This is a genomic window from Aureispira sp. CCB-QB1, from assembly GCF_000724545.1.
Taxonomy (GTDB): domain Bacteria; phylum Bacteroidota; class Bacteroidia; order Chitinophagales; family Saprospiraceae; genus Aureispira.
Map to the genome: position 1 here is coordinate 57,186 of NZ_JHBV01000043.1, position 17,341 is coordinate 74,526.

General features: G+C 35.5%; 18 protein-coding genes. 16 read left to right on the forward strand and 2 right to left on the reverse strand.

Translation table 11 applies throughout. The annotated features are described in order from the left end of the window. Window positions 1–63 precede the first annotated feature (63 nt). The 5 genes from era to CG11_RS23395 are packed head-to-tail and all read left to right on the forward strand — an operon-like array spanning window position 64 to window position 3,079. Window positions 64–966: a GTPase Era gene (gene era, locus CG11_RS23375; protein WP_052599278.1), complete on the forward strand. Its 903-nt coding sequence runs from the start codon at window positions 64–66 to the stop codon at window positions 964–966. Between the two features lie 49 nt (window positions 967–1,015). After that, window positions 1,016–1,411 carry a hypothetical protein gene (locus CG11_RS23380; protein WP_052599279.1) on the forward strand — a complete coding sequence of 132 codons (396 nt, stop codon included), beginning with the start codon at window positions 1,016–1,018 and terminating at the stop codon, window positions 1,409–1,411. A gap of 13 nt (window positions 1,412–1,424) precedes the next feature. After that, window positions 1,425–1,760 (forward strand): hypothetical protein, encoded by a 336-nt coding sequence (locus CG11_RS23385; RefSeq protein ID WP_052599280.1) that lies wholly within the window; start codon window positions 1,425–1,427, stop codon window positions 1,758–1,760. A 32-nt stretch (window positions 1,761–1,792) separates the two neighbouring features. Beyond that, window positions 1,793–2,152 carry a hypothetical protein gene (locus CG11_RS23390; protein ID WP_052599281.1) on the forward strand — a complete coding sequence of 120 codons (360 nt, stop codon included), beginning with the start codon at window positions 1,793–1,795 and terminating at the stop codon, window positions 2,150–2,152. Window positions 2,153–2,185: 33 nt separating this feature from the next. Beyond that, on the forward strand, window positions 2,186–3,079 hold the full coding sequence (locus CG11_RS23395; protein ID WP_052599282.1) for a hypothetical protein: 894 nt from the start codon (window positions 2,186–2,188) through the stop codon (window positions 3,077–3,079). Window positions 3,080–3,157: 78 nt separating this feature from the next. On the opposite strand, the gene CG11_RS23400 is transcribed toward CG11_RS23395, so the two are convergent. Then, the gene (locus CG11_RS23400) at window positions 3,158–3,886 is read right to left on the reverse strand and encodes an FkbM family methyltransferase (protein ID WP_052599283.1); all 729 of its coding nucleotides are present in this window, start codon (window positions 3,884–3,886) and stop codon (window positions 3,158–3,160) included. Window positions 3,887–4,395: 509 nt separating this feature from the next. Between CG11_RS23400 and CG11_RS23405 the strand changes: the two genes are divergently transcribed. Both CG11_RS23405 and CG11_RS23410 read left to right on the forward strand, forming a co-directional pair. After that, entirely contained in the window at window positions 4,396–5,694 is a 1,299-nt protein-coding gene (locus CG11_RS23405; RefSeq protein WP_052599284.1) for a DEAD/DEAH box helicase, read from the forward strand. A gap of 7 nt (window positions 5,695–5,701) precedes the next feature. Then, window positions 5,702–5,908, forward strand: coding sequence for a YwbE family protein (locus tag CG11_RS23410; protein ID WP_052599285.1), 207 nt, complete (start codon window positions 5,702–5,704; stop codon window positions 5,906–5,908). Window positions 5,909–5,921: 13 nt separating this feature from the next. Here CG11_RS23410 and CG11_RS23415 read toward each other — a convergent pair whose 3' ends face one another. Next, complete coding sequence (locus tag CG11_RS23415) at window positions 5,922–6,569, reverse strand: hypothetical protein (protein ID WP_052599286.1); 648 nt, start codon at window positions 6,567–6,569, stop codon at window positions 5,922–5,924. Window positions 6,570–7,358: 789 nt separating this feature from the next. Between CG11_RS23415 and CG11_RS23420 the strand changes: the two genes are divergently transcribed. The 9 genes from CG11_RS23420 to CG11_RS23460 all read left to right on the forward strand — a co-directional run bounded on the left by CG11_RS23420 (window position 7,359) and on the right by CG11_RS23460 (window position 17,335). After that, entirely contained in the window at window positions 7,359–9,497 is a 2,139-nt protein-coding gene (locus CG11_RS23420; protein ID WP_052599287.1) for a DPP IV N-terminal domain-containing protein, read from the forward strand. Window positions 9,498–9,676: 179 nt separating this feature from the next. Further along, on the forward strand, window positions 9,677–10,204 hold the full coding sequence (gene folB / locus CG11_RS23425) for a dihydroneopterin aldolase (RefSeq protein ID WP_052599288.1): 528 nt from the start codon (window positions 9,677–9,679) through the stop codon (window positions 10,202–10,204). A gap of 172 nt (window positions 10,205–10,376) precedes the next feature. After that, entirely contained in the window at window positions 10,377–11,111 is a 735-nt protein-coding gene (locus tag CG11_RS23430; protein ID WP_052599289.1) for a DUF4197 domain-containing protein, read from the forward strand. A 602-nt stretch (window positions 11,112–11,713) separates the two neighbouring features. Further along, the gene (locus CG11_RS23435; RefSeq protein WP_063833202.1) at window positions 11,714–13,669 is read left to right on the forward strand and encodes a T9SS type A sorting domain-containing protein; all 1,956 of its coding nucleotides are present in this window, start codon (window positions 11,714–11,716) and stop codon (window positions 13,667–13,669) included. A gap of 91 nt (window positions 13,670–13,760) precedes the next feature. Continuing rightward, a complete protein-coding gene (bshB1, locus tag CG11_RS23440) occupies window positions 13,761–14,477 on the forward strand; it encodes a bacillithiol biosynthesis deacetylase BshB1 (RefSeq protein WP_052599291.1) in 717 nt (238 codons plus the stop codon). Between the two features lie 208 nt (window positions 14,478–14,685). Further along, window positions 14,686–15,087 (forward strand): OsmC family protein, encoded by a 402-nt coding sequence (locus CG11_RS23445; RefSeq protein WP_052599292.1) that lies wholly within the window; start codon window positions 14,686–14,688, stop codon window positions 15,085–15,087. Window positions 15,088–15,217: 130 nt separating this feature from the next. Then, window positions 15,218–16,015: a hypothetical protein gene (locus CG11_RS23450; RefSeq protein ID WP_052599293.1), complete on the forward strand. Its 798-nt coding sequence runs from the start codon at window positions 15,218–15,220 to the stop codon at window positions 16,013–16,015. A gap of 162 nt (window positions 16,016–16,177) precedes the next feature. Beyond that, entirely contained in the window at window positions 16,178–16,747 is a 570-nt protein-coding gene (locus tag CG11_RS23455) for a hypothetical protein (RefSeq protein ID WP_156039874.1), read from the forward strand. A gap of 12 nt (window positions 16,748–16,759) precedes the next feature. Next, window positions 16,760–17,335 carry a PepSY-associated TM helix domain-containing protein gene (locus CG11_RS23460; protein ID WP_052599295.1) on the forward strand — a complete coding sequence of 192 codons (576 nt, stop codon included), beginning with the start codon at window positions 16,760–16,762 and terminating at the stop codon, window positions 17,333–17,335. The last annotated feature ends 6 nt before the right edge of the window (window positions 17,336–17,341 follow it).

The following is a 17,341-nucleotide window of genomic DNA, read 5'->3' on the forward strand; positions in this document are numbered from 1 at the left end:
TTTGGTGTTGTTATGATGCACCACTTGTTAAACAAAAGGATTTAAAACGTTAAAGAAAGAAACATGAAGAAACCACATCGTTCAGGTTTTGTAAATATTATCGGTCGTCCAAATGTTGGAAAATCGACTTTGATGAATGCGTTGGTAGGAGAGCGTATGTCTATTATTACGAATAAGCCACAAACGACAAGACATCGTATTATTGGTATTGTTAGCGACGAGGATTATCAAATTGTATTTTCTGATACGCCAGGATTTATTAAGGACCCATCTTATGAAATGCAGGAGAGCATGAATAAGTTTGTCTCAGGTTCATTCAAAGATGGTGATATTATGGTTTTGGTGGTAGACGTAACCGAAACGTATGATAATGACAACCCATTGTTTAAAAAATTGCAGGGGGTAGAGGTACCTTTATTCTTAGTTTTGAATAAAAAAGATTTGGTAGACGAAGGTGTTTTGTTGAACAAAGTATTGGAATGGAAAGACAAGGCTGATTTTCAGGAAATTATTCCTATTTCGGCTTTGCAAAATAAGGGAACAGATGTTTTATTAGAATGTATTTTAGATAATCTTCCGATTGGTCCTGTTTATTATCCCAAAGATCAGTTTACGGATCGCCCAGAACGTTTTTTTGTATCTGAAATTATTCGAGAAAAAATCTTGATGAATTATTATCAAGAAATCCCATACTCTTGTGAAGTAGTTGTAGATGCTTTTAAGGAAGATCCTGATCCTAAGAAGAATTTGGTTCGAATTCATGCCACTATTTTTGTTGCTCGTGCGAGTCAGAAAAATATTATCATAGGAAAAAAAGGAGCTGCTATTAAGAAAGTGGGAATTGATGCTCGTTATGCTATTGAAAAATTCTTAGAGAAAAAGATTTACTTAGAACTTTTTGTGAAAGTTAAGGACAATTGGAGAAATGACGATAAGATGCTGAAAAGCTTTGGGTATAAAGAATAAAACCATTGGATAATAATTGGTATTCTAGTCTTATTTTAATGACTTCTCTATGATGACAGAAGAACTAACATTGCCTGCAATTGCATCAGGAATGGTTGTCGCAACTTGGATTTTAGGCAAGGCTATCCGTTCTATTCCTAGCTTATACGAGGATTCTAAGACTAAGAAAGGAACTGAAATGTATGGGAATTTGTCCATGCTTCTCGGTTTTCGTGTTATCAAAATATTACTTATACTAGGAGGAATGATATGGGGAGAACACCAATTGGGGTATAGCTCGCAATGGTTGAAAAATGTAACGTATGCTATTTTTATTGCTTTGTTTGCTGCTGGTTTTCTTTCCTTTTTGGTATTAACAGGAACGCTCTTGTTGGCGAAAATAACGAAAATACAAGCGCCGAATAATGGGGTGGATGTACTAGACCATGACGATAGAATGACTTAAAAACAATATATATATGCTTTCTTTTTTCTTGGTAGCGAGTAAAATTTATTTGATAGGAATATCCATTGCGTTGCTTGTCTTGCTATATCAGGTCTTGCCCAAAGTATATCAGTTAGAAAAAGAAGGGAAGAATTGGGCAAATGAGTTGTTATTAGTAATTATTGGTTCTTTTTATGGAATCTTTGGAATGATAGCAACGATGTTTTGGATTGGTTTAATTCTAACTTTCTGTACGGATGTTGCTTATCTAGCATGGAATTTCATCGGACAATTAGCTGTTGTTTTGGTTGTAATTGTTCTAATTATCGTACTGACAGTAGGACTTGCAAAAGCCCAAAAGAAAGCTTAAATTTATAGACGAAAAATAAATATCTCTCAATAATGCCAACCAATCAATTTGACATAACGGCTCAATCAATTTTATTTTTGATGCCACCAGGAGTTCAACCACCTTTTCAAGTCCGATTAGGAGTACATACTACTAATGGAGGACTGTTATCCAAAGGTGATTTTACAATTGCAAACTGCCAAGATATAGCAGACGCTGTACAAAAGGCAATGCAATTGATTGAAACAATGAACTTAAAAATGGCCGCAGATTTTATTTTGGTTTTACCACCATTTGTAGGGCGAAACGAAGCAGAAGAAGCTGCTTTAATTGACACGGCATGGAGTATCAAAGAGGCTGCTGATAAAGGTGGATGGGAATTTTCTAGACATCTTCCACCGCCTATTTTTTAATTGAAGAAGTCGTTCTTACTAACGTTCCCCACTATGAAATCATATATTCCTAGTCTGTGCTTAATATGTATTGTACAATTGTGGTCTTGTGCAAGTCAGTCAGATTCATTCAAACAAGAGACCATTCCACAACAAGAGAACAAGGGGAGGGCTTTGCCTAAAACTACTCCTAAAGTTGAAGATGCTGTTGAAGAAGAACCAGAGCATTTAAAAACAGATGAAACAACTGAAAAACCAGCTTATTCAGAGGAAGAGAGTATTGTGCAAAGTAATAAAGGAAAGACTTCTGGCGAAGTCAATGCCAATAGTGGGGGGACTACTATTCAGTTGGAAGATAAGATGGAAGGCACTTCTATTATTTCTTATCACAATATCATAGAAAAAGAGGTTTCAAAAATGCCTGTGCAAGGTCAAAAAGTGAAATTGATGATTAAAAATAATCATCAATATGCCATGTGGTATCTAATGCCCGTTTCGGGTGAAAAAACAATGCCTAGTGATGGACAGTTTTATGCCAATCCAGAAGCTAGCCCTCCTTTTTTGGTCAAGCAATATGGTTCTGCAAATAGCAAGCTAATTGAATTAATTTACCATGGAAAAGAGGCGCAAAGCTTTCGAGCTTTTTATATTGAGGCAGGCAGTTCGTTGTTATTTAGAAATTACGACTTAGGAACTTACCAAGAGGGGGAGTATGTTCCTTTTTGGGCAATTAAGGGATTGGTTGTTGATGATAAAATAAATTTGGAAGATTGGCTGCCATTTTCTGTCGTTTCATCCCCCAATGTTGTAATTCACAACACAACAGAAAGTGGCGCAGCTAAGTGGATTGATATGGGAGCAGAAGCTGTTTTCCCGAAGCAAAAGATTCACTTTGTACAAGCAAGCGGTATCAAAAAACATCAAATACCAGTTGGCGTGATTCGATAGTTGGTATGGTGTTAAAAATTATGAGATAATTGCTAGGCAGTCTACTAGGAGGCTATAGGGAATCATATTTTGATGAATTTACCGTTCTATTGGATTCCAATGTACATAAATATCTCCAGTGAGTATATGCTTAGGTAATGTTTGAATGTATTGATAAAAATCGTTTTGGGGCAGCCACTTTTTTAAGGATAGTTGCATGGATTCATAAGGGGAGAAGTTGTATTCCAAATTAGAAAATTTAGACAAAATTTTAAGACATTCTAGTGCTTTGTTTTGTAGACGGTTATTATATTCAAATGAAAGGTAGGGAATCGGTTGAGACAAGCCTTTTAGTACTTCTGTTTCATAACCTTCTACATCAATTTTGCAAAATTGAGGGCATCCATATTTTTGAATAAGTTGATCCAAGGTTGACAATGGAATTATTATTGTTTTGTCCCATACAATAGGATGCTTTTCTTGATGACTATATTGCTCAATAAACAAAGTGCTAAGTGTTGAAACTTCGTGATAATTGGCTAAGTGCAGCGTGCCTTCTCCCGCTTGGGCACCTAAAGCTAGTGGAAGTATGTCAACGAGTGGATGATTACCAAATTTTTTTTCTAGGATTTGACAACAATTTTGAGTGGGTTCTATGGCAACTACTTTTGCGCCCAAAGTTGAAAAAGTATGCGTACGACTTCCTACATTAGCACCTACATCAAAACACAAATCGCCTTTTTTTATAAACTGTTGATAGAATGCTTCTTGTTGCTTTCGTTTGCGTGTATTGGAGTGTATTTGTTTTATTTTTTTGATCCAGTTCATAACTTTTTACAAGGGGAATAAAGGAACTAAAGAGGCATTAGATATACTGTATATACTAAAGATAGGCAATTATTTAGGACAAGACTTTCAAATTAACTTAAAAATGAGACAATTATTAGAGCAAATGATGTTAACGGCTTGTAAATCTGTCAAAAAATAGACTAGAAATAATAGAAAGCTACTTTACTAAGACTTTCTAAAAAAAAAATATTACTTTTGATAGTAATAGTTCACTTATTACCTATGGTGTTATTCATCGTAACTCTTTTAGTTACTTGCTATATTACGTGAGTTCATTATTCTCCGTTAGTTTAGCTGTTTGAGCAAAAAATAAAAAAAATCGTGTGTTAATTTGATAATTAACTGCTTATTGTTTGCTTTGTGAAGGCTTATTGTATTGGTTATTAACGGAGTAATTGATTTTGTATGTTTTAAAGTGAGCTAATGATAGAAAAAGAAAACGTCACTCGCGGGCGTGAAAAATTGCATATATTATATATTGATAAGAAATGACATTTGAGGAATTAGAGTTAGATTATGATCTATTAGATGCGTTGGATTATATGGGATTCGTGGAGGCAACACCAATTCAAGAACAAGCTATCCCATTGATACTAGAAGGACAAGATTTGATTGCTTGTGCTCAAACAGGAACTGGAAAAACGGCAGCTTTTATTTTACCAATCTTGAATAAGTTAGCTGAAAACCCTACGGCACATACCAATACATTAGTCATCTGTCCAACTCGTGAATTGGCGATTCAAATTGAAAAACAGGTACAAGGATTTGCCTATTTTGTGGGAGTAAGTTCGATTGCTGTTTATGGTGGTAGTGGAGGAGATGATTTTGCACAACAAAAACGTGCGTTGACACAAGGAAGTAATATTATTGTTGCTACTCCTGGTAAACTTATTTCACACCTAAATCTGGGGTACGTTAAGTTTGATAATATACAGCATTTAATTTTAGATGAGGCTGATCGAATGTTGGATATGGGATTTTTAGATGATATCCAAAAGATCATTTCTTATTTACCTAAAAAACGTCAAAACTTGATGTTTAGTGCTACCATGGCACCCAAAATAAGAACTTTAGCCAATCAAATTTTAACCCAACCCAAAACAATTAACATTGCTTTAGATAAGCCAGCAGAAGGCGTGCTACAAGCCGTCTATTTAGCTTATGATAATCAAAAAACACCCTTGATTCATAGCTTAATTTCTGATAAACCTAATTATGAACGCATCCTGATTTTTACATCTACTAAAAGGAAAGTATTTGATATTGTGCGATCGCTGCGCAAAGAAGGGTACTCGGTGGCAGGTATCTCTTCCGATTTAGATCAAGATGAACGTGAAAAAGTACTCTTGGAGTTCAAGCAGAAATCGATACGAATTTTAGTAGCTACAGATATTTTGAGTAGAGGAGTCGATATCAAAGATATTAATTTGGTGATCAATTACGATGTGCCTGGAGATGCTGCTGATTACGTGCATCGTGTGGGGAGAACGGCACGTGCTTCTACGACAGGTGTCGCATTGACATTGGTCAATCCAGACGATATGTACAAATTTGCAAGAATAGAAAAATTGATTGAAAGTAAAATACCTCAAATTCCATTGCCAAAAGAACTAGGAGAAGCGCCAGAATATAAAGTTAGGGGAGGAGGAAGAAATCGAAAAGGAGGTAATAAAAAGCATTACAAGAAGAAAGGGCATCAGACCACTAAAAAATCCAACAATAACCGAAAAAAAAGTAGCTCTAAATCTACTAAAACCAATACTCAAAAAACAAAAAATAAGTCATAGGTAGAAAATGGATGGAAGAAATCGGTCAGATATAAAATCTGGAATGGAAGTGGCTATTGTGCTCAAAAAAGACCAAGTTTCAGGTGTTTTAACGGAGGGCTATGTGAAAAACATTTTGACAAAAAGCCAATTTCACCCTCATGGAATAAAGGTGCGCCTAGATACAGGAGAAGTCGGACGTGTGAAAGAAATTTATGGAGAAGACGATGTTTAATCGTTGATGGGGCTTATAGTATGTAGCTGTAACCAATTTCGTTTAAGTCTTCTTTTAATGTTTTAAAGTCAATACCTTGGGAGGTAAGTTGGTTGATTAAAGAGTTCGTAATAGGAGCATGTTGATAAATTGCTTGAATTGCATTGAGATTCAAACTGACTAATTCATAATATTCCATTGCCCATTGGTGAAATGTTTCAGGATTTCCATCTAATAATTGAAGTAAGCTTTCCGAATCACGGCAAACCACCTCATGAAGCGTATTGTCTAGGTGAATGCCGCTTGTCCATTTGCTGTTAGAGGGAATATTCCAAATACAAAAAGTCGTACCAATACTTTTGACGGGTTCTGTAAACATAAATTCATGAAATTCGTTAGGGAGGTTTTGAGTTATTTTTCCTTTATCTTGTACTGGACTTTCATGGGTAAAACCATTTATAATCGCTCCATTTTGTTGAAATAAAATGAGCATCTCATCACCAGAGCCATTTCTCATTTGGCAACAAGCCGCTTCTTTGTCCCAGTTTTTATTGTAAGAATAATACCTATATTCCCACTCTTGGCAAATAATAGCTTCAAGTACGGCAATAGATTGACACCGTTTTTTTAATACTATAGGAGGGGGGATTAAATCAATATTTTTAAGGGATAAGTTTTTCATTTTGTTGTTATGGTGTGGCTTTAACAAATTATTATTTAGTACAAATAGCTGTGTTTTTTTTAGTAAAATAGAAAATCCTTCTCAAAAGGAGATCATGTATCATCTATTCTATTAATATTATTCCATTATTTATTCATTAGTAGCAGCGAACCGAGCATAGCGAGCTCACGACCATAGGGAGTAAGAAACCCAGCTTGCTGGCTCATGATCGCAGGGAGGAACTAAGCTAACTATTAAAGGTTATGCATGTAAAAAGTTATGGGAATAGTTACTATATCTTTTGGTTTTTAACAGTAGGGAATAGTTTACTCCTCTGTCCTTCTTTTCTTGATAAAAGAAGCAAAATCAAGACCCAACACTACGATTAGATGATTTTTGCTGCTTGTTTGCTGAACTAGCTTGCATGCTTCGCCAAGCTAGTTCGGACGCAAAGCTGCGCAGAAATCATTGTCTAATCTCCGTTAACGGTCATTTTTATTGCTCATACAAAATTTACTTAAATAACCTTTATTGTGTTCATAAAAAATGAAAGGTAAAAATAGGAGAAGGACTTAAAATATAGGATGTTTTGTGGTTTATTGTATCTTTAGCTTTTAGGAGGACAGAATCAAGTCGCAGGTAGAATATTATTTAACTAATTACATATGAACAATACTCCAAAGATAATTGGAAAGCAATAAGTAACAGATAAAAAATCAACTTCATAAACAGTTTCATTGTTAGGAGTGTATTTTTGTTCCCAAGTTGTAAAATTAAGATTTTTTGGAGTACTAATTTGAAAATATTAGCATGAAACTAATCGTATTAATCATTTTACTAGGTGTGTCTTTAGGAATAACGGCACAAGACAAAGAATTGACTTTGGAAGATGCTGTTTTGGGGCAGTGGAGACAGTTTTATCCGACACGTGTTGCTAATTTGACATGGAGAAAAGGACAAGATGTTGTTACATTCCACTCTAAGGATAGCAAGCAGATTATGATGCAAAAAGTAGGAGCTAAGACAGCTCAGGAACTGTTTGATTTGAAAGCGCTAAATAAGGCTTTTGGTGAAGAACTATCTAGAATGCCTTTTATTCAATGGGAGAGTGAGCAAGAGTTTAGTTTTGTTTATGGAGGACAACGATTTTGGATGGCATTAGAAGGGGACAATATTAGTCGAAAATTAGTCGTCCGTATGCCGAAAGAAGCCAACATTGATTATCATAAAAAATCTCAAAATATAGCCTATACCAAAGCGCATAATTTATATGTTCAAGATAAAAATGGAGGTGAATTGGAAGTAACTGCTTTTGAAGATCCTAATATTGTTAGTGGTCAAGCGATTGCTCGATACGAATTTGGAATTGGGAAAGGTACCTTTTGGTCTCCTGATGGGTCGCACTTGGCTTTTTATCAAAAAGATGAAACAGATGTAGCAGATTATCCTCTACTAGATATTACAACAACACCAGGAGCTTTAAAAACAATTAAATATCCTATGGCGGGGCAAAAAAGCGAGTATGCTCGAGTTGGAATTTTTAATGTAGCGACTAAAAAAACAATTTATCTAAAAGTAGATGGTCCTAAAGATCAATATTTGACCAATTTGGGATGGGGACCTGAGAATAAGTATGTTTACGTAGCTGTTGTTAATAGAGAACAAAATCACGTTTGGTTAAATCAATATGATGTCAAAACAGGTAATTTAGTTAAAACACTTTTTGAAGAAAAACATGATAAATACGTAGAACCAGAGCATCCAGTTTGGTTTATTCCTGGCAATAACAAAGAATTTTTGTGGTGGTCAGAAAGAGATGGCTTTATGCATTTGCATCGTTATAATACAGAAGGGAAATACCTAGGACAAGTGACCAAAGGCAAATGGGTAACGTTAAAAGTGTTGGGTTTGGATGATACTAAAAAAATGATTTTGGTGCAAGGCACGGACGAAAGTGGCTTGAATACAACTGTTTATTGTGCGCCATTGGAAGGTGGAAAGCCTTCTAAGCGTTTGGTCAAAGAAGATGGTGTGCATAGCTTTTCTTTGAGTAGCTCTGGAAAATATTTAATAGATGATTATTCTGATATTAAAACACCTCATGTAACACGTATTGTTACTTTAAAAGGAAAAGTAAAAAATACCTTGCATACAGCTGAAAATCCTTATAAAGATTATCAAATATCTAGCCCAGAATTGGTTAGTCTTAAAGCGAAAGATGGCACACCATTGCAAGCACGTTTGATAAAACCAGCTAATTTTGATCCATCTAAAAAATATCCTGTTATTGTCTATGTTTATGGAGGACCTCATGCTCAAATGGTGACCAATAGTTGGCTGGGGAATGCTCGACTATGGATGTATTATGCGGCTAACAAGGGGTATTTGGTATTTACCTTGGACAATAGAGGATCAGCCAATAGAGGGTTAGAATTTGAAAATGTCATTCACAGACAGTTGAGCAAGCATGAAATGGAAGATCAGTTGGTCGGAGTCGACTATCTAAAATCTTTGGCTTATGCTGATACGGATAGAATGGCGGTGCATGGTTGGTCGTATGGTGGTTTTATGACAACTTCCCTGATGTTAAAGCATCCAGATGTCTTTAAAGTAGGAGTTGCTGGTGGACCTGTTACGGATTGGAATTATTATGAGGTAATGTATGGAGAGCGTTATATGGATATGCCCAAAGAAAATCCTGAAGGGTACAAAGAAACACAACTAAAGAATCATGTACAAAACTTAAAAGGAGATTTATTGCTTATTCATGGAACGGTAGATGATGTTGTTGTAATGCAGCATAATTTGAGTTTGGTCAAAGCTTTTGTTGATAATGGCATTTTGATGGATTTCTTTCCTTATCCAATGCACCCACATAATGTAAGGGGCAAAGATCGAGTTCATTTGATGAATAAAGTATTGACTTATATTGATGATAAATTGAAATAGATTACCAGATTTGTAGAGTGATTTGCTGTTTTACATTACTTCGTTGTAAAAACGTATTGGCTTGATTTTTAGTAGGTAATCAACGGCTACGAAGTAGCAGCGAACCGAGCTATGCGAGCTCACGACCGTAGGGAGTAACAAAGCTAACTACTATTGAAAATAACTATAACTATGGGATTATGGGATTAATAGCATTAGAAGGAATGGAGTTTTATGCTTACCATGGATTTTATCCAGAGGAGCAATTAATAGGGGGGGATTATATTATTGATGTTTATTTAGAAACAGATTTTGAGGCAGCAGCAGCAGGCGATGCTTTGGATGTAACGATTAATTATGAGACCATCTATCGTATCGTAAAAGTAGAAATGCAAAAAAAATCTAAGTTATTAGAAACAATAGCAAGGCGCATTATCAATAAAATAATTGGAATTTGCACAACGGTACAAGCTCTAAAAATACGGGTAACCAAGAAAAATCCCCCTTTAGGAGCTAGTGTACAACGCGCATTTATAGAAATAGAAGAAAGCTATGTGGTTAAGTGCAATAAGTGTTCTCGTCCATTTCTTTCTCATGCGAGAGGTGATTGTTGGACAAAATACGGACAAGTATATCCAGAAACAAGAGCTACTTTAACCCGTAATTTTGGTCCCAATATTTGCCGAAATTGTTTATTGCCACACTTTATTAAAAGTAGAGAAGATTAAGTTTGGCTTGCTTTTAGTATTACTTTGTTAGAAAATCATAGTAACACTCGCAACTAAGTATTATTATTTTAGTAAAACATACAAGTTCCAAAAAAACTGTCTAAAATGAGAATGAAATTTTAGACAGAGATTTCAAAGAACAAATTTAATAACCTATAATAGACAAGGAATAATGAAAAGAATTACTATTTGGATGTTTTGTTTTTTATCCATATTCTCTTTATCTAATTGTGACACGCTTCAAGATATTGCTAATTCTACACTTGGAAGTTCTTCTAGTGGGGGGAAGGGCTTGAGCAATGATCAGATTATTTCAGGCTTAAAACAAGCCTTGATACAAGGAACTTCAAAAGGAGTCAACGTGTTGGCTGTTAAAGATGGTTTTTTCAAAAATGCTGCTGTTAAAGTATTGTTTCCACCTGAGGCTCAAAAAGTAGAAAAAACGCTGCGTGATGTAGGCGCAGGACAATTGGTAGATGTTGCTATAGAAAAAATTAATCGAGCCGCAGAAGATGCTGCTTCTGGAGCCAAAGATATTTTTATCAATGCAATCACAAAAATGACCGTAACAGATGCAATGGATATCTTGATGGGAACGGATAATGCTTGTACCAACTACTTGAGAAAAACAACTTCTTCGGCACTGTTTTCTTCGTTTAATCCTGTGATTCAAAAATCATTAAATCAAGTGGGAGCTTCAGATGCTTGGTCAACTGTTATGACCAATTACAATAGAATTCCTTTTGTAGAAAAAATTAATCCTGATTTGGATGATTATGTTACCAACAAAGCAATGGATGGCGTTTTCTTAATGATTGAGAAAGAAGAAAAGCTTATCCGAAAAGATCCTGTAAAACGAGTAACAGACCTGTTGAAAAAGGTATTTGCATTGCAGGATAACAAATAAGAGCCACAAAAAAATCAAATTGAGGACTTCAAGCAACTTGAATGACTCAATTTTGCTAAAAAAAGTCTTAAAGTAGCTACTTCAGCTATACAACTTGAAGCATCTTCTCGTTTGTAAGGTAAAAAACAATCCTTGCTAGTAGAGAATAATGCTTCAAGTTTTTTTTTGGCGAACTTCTTTGTAAATTTGGCGAACTCAATGAGGAAGTTCATAATAAGCAGATATTCTACTAACTTCAATAGGAGTATTACTATTCACATTAGTTTACTAAAACACAACCTAACCGTACAAGTATAGCGGGTTAATTGGTAGGCTATAATATTCACAATAGTTCGTTAAAACTACATAGTAGCAGCGTCGCTAACTAAACCTGCGATTGCATGAAGTAATTAACGAACTACTAATATTCACAATAGTTCATTGAAACCACGCAGTAGCAGCGCAGCTAAACTTTATTAGTTTGATAATCAGTAAGTTGCGATTTTTATTGCGTTTTATGTTAAAATTTTGATTATCAAACTAATATAAATGTGCTTTTTTATCTTTTTGGTAAAAAAGTAAAAAATCAACGAACTACTAATTCAAAAATAGAACAAAAATTTATGACCATTCTGAAAGCGCTTTTCAGGCTATCTATGGGTAGCCTTTTGGTTTTATGCGGGTATAGTAGCAATGCCCAAAACTTGATTCAAGTACCGTTAGAGAATAATCCTGTTATTGTAAAATACCTAGAAGATAACCCTCGACCCAATTCAAGAAACAATCAACTTTGTCCAAACGATACTTTAGGACTACCATTTTTTGACGATTTTGCTGCACCGATAGGCAATATCTATCCAAGTTGCTCGAATTGGCAAGACAACCATGTTTTTATTAATGGAGACATGGCTTCGAATCCTCCTTCTGTAGGAGTTGCTACTTTTGATGGATTATCTCCAGATGGCTCCCCTTATAATATCCAAGGAAATGTGTCGTTAGGAACCCCAGCCGATACTTTAACCTCTCAGCACTTAGATTTGAGTGGCAAAACGGCTTCAGATGCGATCTATCTAAGCTTCTTTTATCAAAAACAAGGACTAGGAGACCGTCCAGAGGTACAAGATTCTTTTATTTTAGAATTTAAAGATACTAGCAATACTTGGGTAAAGGTTTGGTCAGAAGCAGGAATTGACAACTCTGTTTCTTCACAAACAATTCTGCCCTTTGAGCAAAAATATATTGCTATTGATAGTGGGTATTATTTGTACAATGGATTTCAGTTTCGGTTTAGAAATTTAGCAAGTGTTACAGGAAGCAACGACCACTGGCACTTGGATTATGTCATGTTGGATGAAAATCGTTCTAACAATGCCGATACCTTGCACCCAACCTATGGTAGTTATGCTGATGTTGCGTTTACACATCGCCCAACGACACCACTAAAAGACAAGTTGATGGCCATGCCTTGGACCCATTTTGATGGGGCTACTTGTTGGGCAACCGAATTGACAATTCAAAATTATAATAGAAATCACAGTCAAATTGCCACTTTGGATAGGAGCTGCACCATCGAAGAAATACTTCCCAATACAACGTCAATCTTAACAGAAGGAATTCCTGCTGTTGGGGCGTATGCTCCAAGCCCAAACACTGATGATAGTTTGACACATACCATTGTTGGGACGCACAATACGCTTAATCCGACAGAAAAAACAACTTTAGAGACAACATATGTTATTTTGAATCCATCTGGTTTTCAAAGTAATCCTATATTTGAAGCCAACGATACGGTTAAACGAAGAACAGTGTTAGACAACTATTTTGCTTATGACGATGGAACCGCAGAAACCCGTATTGTTGCACAAAATTTAGGGACAAAGATTGCAGTAGAATATAAAGCAGAACAAGCAGATAAATTGAGGGGGATTTATTTTCATATGCCTTATTTTATCGAAGATTCTCAAAACCATTTGATTAATATCAAAGTTTGGGTGGATAGTTTGTCTGATGACTCTGAAGTGTTTTCAAGAGATTTGCACAAGTTGCAGTATAGATATGGTTTTAATGGCTTTTATTTTGTAGATTTAGTCGATTTTTTAGGCAATGCGACTCCTATTGATTTAGCAGCAGGGCAAACTTTCTATGTTGGTTGGCAACAATCGTTTGGTACAGAAGTTCCTGTTGGTTTTGATAGAAGCACCGATACAAAAGAAAAAACGTGGGTTGGTGTTGGCACTACTTGGTCTCAATCGACTGTAAGTGGCTCGGTTATGATCCGCCCTCTAGTTTCTATAGATCCTAATTTTTCTACAATTGCAGTAGATGAAGTGGAGGTAATCGAAAACGAACTAAGGGTATATCCTAATCCAACAGATAATATCCTAAATTTAGAGTTGACAAATTATGAAGTAGCTGAAGATTATCAATTGTATATTCACAATGCCGTTGGACAAGAAATACACGGTTCAAACTTTGAAAGACAACTGAATGTAGGTAGTTGGCAATCTGGTTTGTATATTTTAACATTAAGAGATGAGCAAGGCAATGTCATGGCTCAACATAAAATTATAAAATACTAAATTAGCGGGTCTACCTTGCTAATGGAGGTTCAAAAAAGCTTCATTGGTCAAGTAGCAAAAGTTAGATTCACTACAAAGAAAAGAACAAACAATGAAAATAGATATCTTGGCAATTGGAGTGCATCCTGATGATATTGAACTCTCTTGTTGCGGAACTTTACTGCATCATATTGCAATGGGAAAAACTGTCGGATTATTGGATCTTACGTGTGGAGAGTTAGGGACAAGAGGAAGTGCTGAAATTCGTTTGAAAGAGGCCGCAATAGCGTCTAAATTAATAGGAGCAGCCGTGCGAGGAAATTTAGAAATGGCAGATGGCTTTTTTCAATACACGAAAGAAAACATGCTCAAAATTGTTGAAATTATTCGTTTGATGCGCCCTGAAATTGTCTTGGCTAATGCGGTCTCTGATCGCCATCCAGACCATGGTCGTGCCGCTAAATTAACAGCGGATGCCTGTTTTTATGCAGGTTTGCGCCGAATTGAAACAGAATGGGAAGATAAACCACAAGAGGCTTGGAGACCCAAAGCAGTTTATCACTACATCCAAGATCATAATTTAACGCCTGATTTTGTTGTGGATATAAGCCCTTACATAGATCAAAAAATGGAAGTGATTCAAGCATATAAATCACAGTTTTACGATCCAGAATCTAAGGAGCCTGATACACCTATTTCAGGAAAGAGTTTCTTAGAATTTATCAAAGGTAAAAATGCTATGTATGGTCGTCCTGCTGGTTTCTTGTACGGAGAGGGATTCACTGTTGCTCGAACGATTGGCGTCAATAACCTTTTCGATTTAAAATAGCAATAGTTGGCTGCGCTGCTACTATGTGGTCGTTGAAACCACGAAGTAATAGGTGATTGTATTATTAATACTTTGTGAGTTCTGTATGGTTTATTATCAGTTTTTTTTAAGGTAAGGGGAAGGTGTGTTTTTTGATAATCAAATTGATATGGTTTTTTACGGAGTAATGATTTATTCAAATTAGGCATTTCAAATAATAATAATAAGAATGACATCAAAAGCAATTTATTTAGGAGAATTGAGAGTAGAAGCAACCCATCTGAAATCAGGCGAAATTATGATTACAGATGCTCCTACGGATAATAATGGAAAAGGGCAAGCATTTTCTCCAACAGATACTGTAGCAACAGCATTAGCTACCTGTATGCTAACCATTATGGGGATTCGTGCCAGTAAAAAAAATATTAATATACAAGGTGCAACAGCCGAAATAACCAAAACAATGGCTTCTAACCCAAGAAGAATTTCGAAAATAGAAGTTACTGTAACAATGCCTAAAGTGGGGATAGAAGAAAATTTTCAAGAAGTACTAGAGGCAGCAGCTAAAAGTTGTCCAGTAGCGCAAAGCTTGCACCCAGACATAGAACAAGTTGTTCGCTTTGTTTGGTAATAATTTTGCTTGAAAACAACCTTTTTGACCTTTTCGTGCATCTTTAATTAATAGTGTACTTAGGTATAGATTACAAAATAACGTTCCCCAACTGCTCTAACAACATTACAAATGATTAAACAACAACCGTATGCGCAGTTTATTTAGCTTAGTGATTTTGCTCGTTTTATTAGGACAAGCCAATGATATATGGGCTCAACAGAAAAGACGAAGAATAGAACAAAAGATTTTTGATGAAAATGCAAAGCCACCAAGTGGCTTTTTAATTGATTTTTCTTACGGAATCCACTTGCCATTGGCAGATATGGCAGAGAATTTTAAGTACAATTTCTCTTTGGCAGGAAAAGTACAGTATATCTTGTCCAATAACTTGGCGTTTGGCTTGGTAGGAGATTTTCAATTTATTGACGATGTTAAAACAGATGTAGTTGCGAATTTGAGAGAAGAAGAAGGGTTTATTATTGACCGATTTGGTCAGTTGTCCGATGTTCAATTAGGACAACGCGGATTCTTTTTAGGAGGTAGTGTTAGTTATTTGATTCCTGTTCTAAAAAAATACAAACGTTCGGGAATAGAAGTTCGATTTGAAGGGGGGTACCAGCAACATTGGGTGCGTATAGAGGTACTAGGTGGTGATATTTTTGGCTTGTCGGATGAATACAAAAAAGGATATGATCGAATGACAACAGGTTTTGCTATGCGTCAATACATTGGTTATCGCCATTTGGACAGAAACCGTTTACTGAATTTCTTTGGTGGTTTTGATATTATGCAAGCCTTTACTAAAAATAGGAGAGGGTATAATTTTGATACCCGTCAAGAAGATACCAAAAATAGAATTGATATTTTAATTGGCTTTAGAATTGGAATTACCTTGCCAATTTATATTTATACGCCAGAAACTCAAGAAGATGTTCGCTTTTATTAAGCACTTTTTTATTGTAAAGGTTGGAAAGGGGGATCTTGTTGATAATGAATGCAATTTATTTTGTGAGCTCGGTTCGCTGCTGCTATGTGGTACCGCATGGGTACTTTGTTTTTAGTACTATTGTGTAGTTTCGAGGAAGTAATGTTTAAGACTAAAATGACCATGAAAAAACACCTACTTATTGGTATTCTTTTTTTATTTAATACGACTATTGGGGCGCAGTCTGATGCAGACTCTATAAGAGAAACCATAGAAAATTATATGGCAGTAGCCAAAGCCAAAGATTATGTCAAAACAATGGATTATCTATATCCTAAATTGTTTGATCTTGTGCCTCGAAGTGTTTTGGAAGAAAGTTTAAAAAATCAAGCTCAAGACACGACAATACAGATAGAGTTTGAAAATAATACCATTGAAAAAATTTCTAAAGTTTTGCTTCTGAAAGGAATAAAATACGCATTAGTTGATTACTCTTTTTTGATGAAAATGACTATAAAAGGAAAAGATGAGGAAGGCTTAAAAATGATGCAAATATTGTTCGAGGGCAGTTATGGAAAAAAGAATGTTTCTTTAGATACAGAAAATAGTACATTTAGTATCCAAGTAAATCGAGCTACATATCTAATTAATAATCCTGAATATGAGGGCTGGAAATTGTTGGAGCGAAAGGAAGGATTACTTTCTCTTTTGGAAAAAATATTGCCTAAAAAGGTATTAAAGAAATTAAAGTAGTTGCAGCTCACTATGACCACCCTTCAACGAAAAAAACAGGCGCAAACTTTACGTACTTTTCGAAAAGTACATCGTTTAACAGGCGCTTTGTTGTTTGTCTTTTTTTTTATAATAGCAATAACAGGCGTGTTTTTGGGATGGAAAAAGCATAGCGCAGGTGTTCTTTTACCAAAAAGTTATAAAGGGACATCGACCAACTTGAAAGACTGGCAACCAATTGATCAATTGAATGAAATTGCTACTCAAATTTTAAAGGATTCTATCAATCCGAAGCTTTCAAATAAGTTGAGCAGAATTGATATTCGACAGAACAAAGGAATGTTGAAGTTTGTTTATAGTGAACATCATTGGGAAATTCAATTAGATGGCACTACAGGAACCGTATTAAATATAGGCAAGCGACATTCTGATTGGATTGAAAATGTTCACGATGGCTCTATTGTGGATGCTGCTTTAGGAGTTTCTAAAGGGTGGTTCAAATTATTTTATACAACCATAATGGGATTAGCGTTACTATTGTTTACCATTACAGGCTTCTGGCTTTGGTATGGTCCTAAGAGAATGCGTAAAGAACAACGAAAACGTTAATGATCA

Coding starts and splice junctions, on each gene's coding strand:
- CG11_RS23445 (WP_052599292.1), top strand. CDS start 14,686: ATGACATCAAAAGCAATTTATTTAGGAGAATTGAGAGTAGAAGCAACC.
- era (WP_052599278.1), top strand. CDS start 64: ATGAAGAAACCACATCGTTCAGGTTTTGTAAATATTATCGGTCGTCCA.
- CG11_RS23435 (WP_063833202.1), top strand. CDS start 11,714: ATGACCATTCTGAAAGCGCTTTTCAGGCTATCTATGGGTAGCCTTTTG.
- CG11_RS23385 (WP_052599280.1), top strand. CDS start 1,425: ATGCTTTCTTTTTTCTTGGTAGCGAGTAAAATTTATTTGATAGGAATA.
- CG11_RS23410 (WP_052599285.1), top strand. CDS start 5,702: ATGGATGGAAGAAATCGGTCAGATATAAAATCTGGAATGGAAGTGGCT.
- CG11_RS23420 (WP_052599287.1), top strand. CDS start 7,359: ATGAAACTAATCGTATTAATCATTTTACTAGGTGTGTCTTTAGGAATA.
- CG11_RS23450 (WP_052599293.1), top strand. CDS start 15,218: ATGCGCAGTTTATTTAGCTTAGTGATTTTGCTCGTTTTATTAGGACAA.
- CG11_RS23380 (WP_052599279.1), top strand. CDS start 1,016: ATGATGACAGAAGAACTAACATTGCCTGCAATTGCATCAGGAATGGTT.
- bshB1 (WP_052599291.1), top strand. CDS start 13,761: ATGAAAATAGATATCTTGGCAATTGGAGTGCATCCTGATGATATTGAA.
- folB (WP_052599288.1), top strand. CDS start 9,677: ATGGGATTAATAGCATTAGAAGGAATGGAGTTTTATGCTTACCATGGA.
- CG11_RS23430 (WP_052599289.1), top strand. CDS start 10,377: ATGAAAAGAATTACTATTTGGATGTTTTGTTTTTTATCCATATTCTCT.
- CG11_RS23455 (WP_156039874.1), top strand. CDS start 16,178: ATGAAAAAACACCTACTTATTGGTATTCTTTTTTTATTTAATACGACT.
- CG11_RS23395 (WP_052599282.1), top strand. CDS start 2,186: ATGAAATCATATATTCCTAGTCTGTGCTTAATATGTATTGTACAATTG.
- CG11_RS23400 (WP_052599283.1), bottom strand. CDS start 3,886: ATGAACTGGATCAAAAAAATAAAACAAATACACTCCAATACACGCAAA.
- CG11_RS23415 (WP_052599286.1), bottom strand. CDS start 6,569: ATGAAAAACTTATCCCTTAAAAATATTGATTTAATCCCCCCTCCTATA.
- CG11_RS23405 (WP_052599284.1), top strand. CDS start 4,396: ATGACATTTGAGGAATTAGAGTTAGATTATGATCTATTAGATGCGTTG.
- CG11_RS23390 (WP_052599281.1), top strand. CDS start 1,793: ATGCCAACCAATCAATTTGACATAACGGCTCAATCAATTTTATTTTTG.
- CG11_RS23460 (WP_052599295.1), top strand. CDS start 16,760: ATGACCACCCTTCAACGAAAAAAACAGGCGCAAACTTTACGTACTTTT.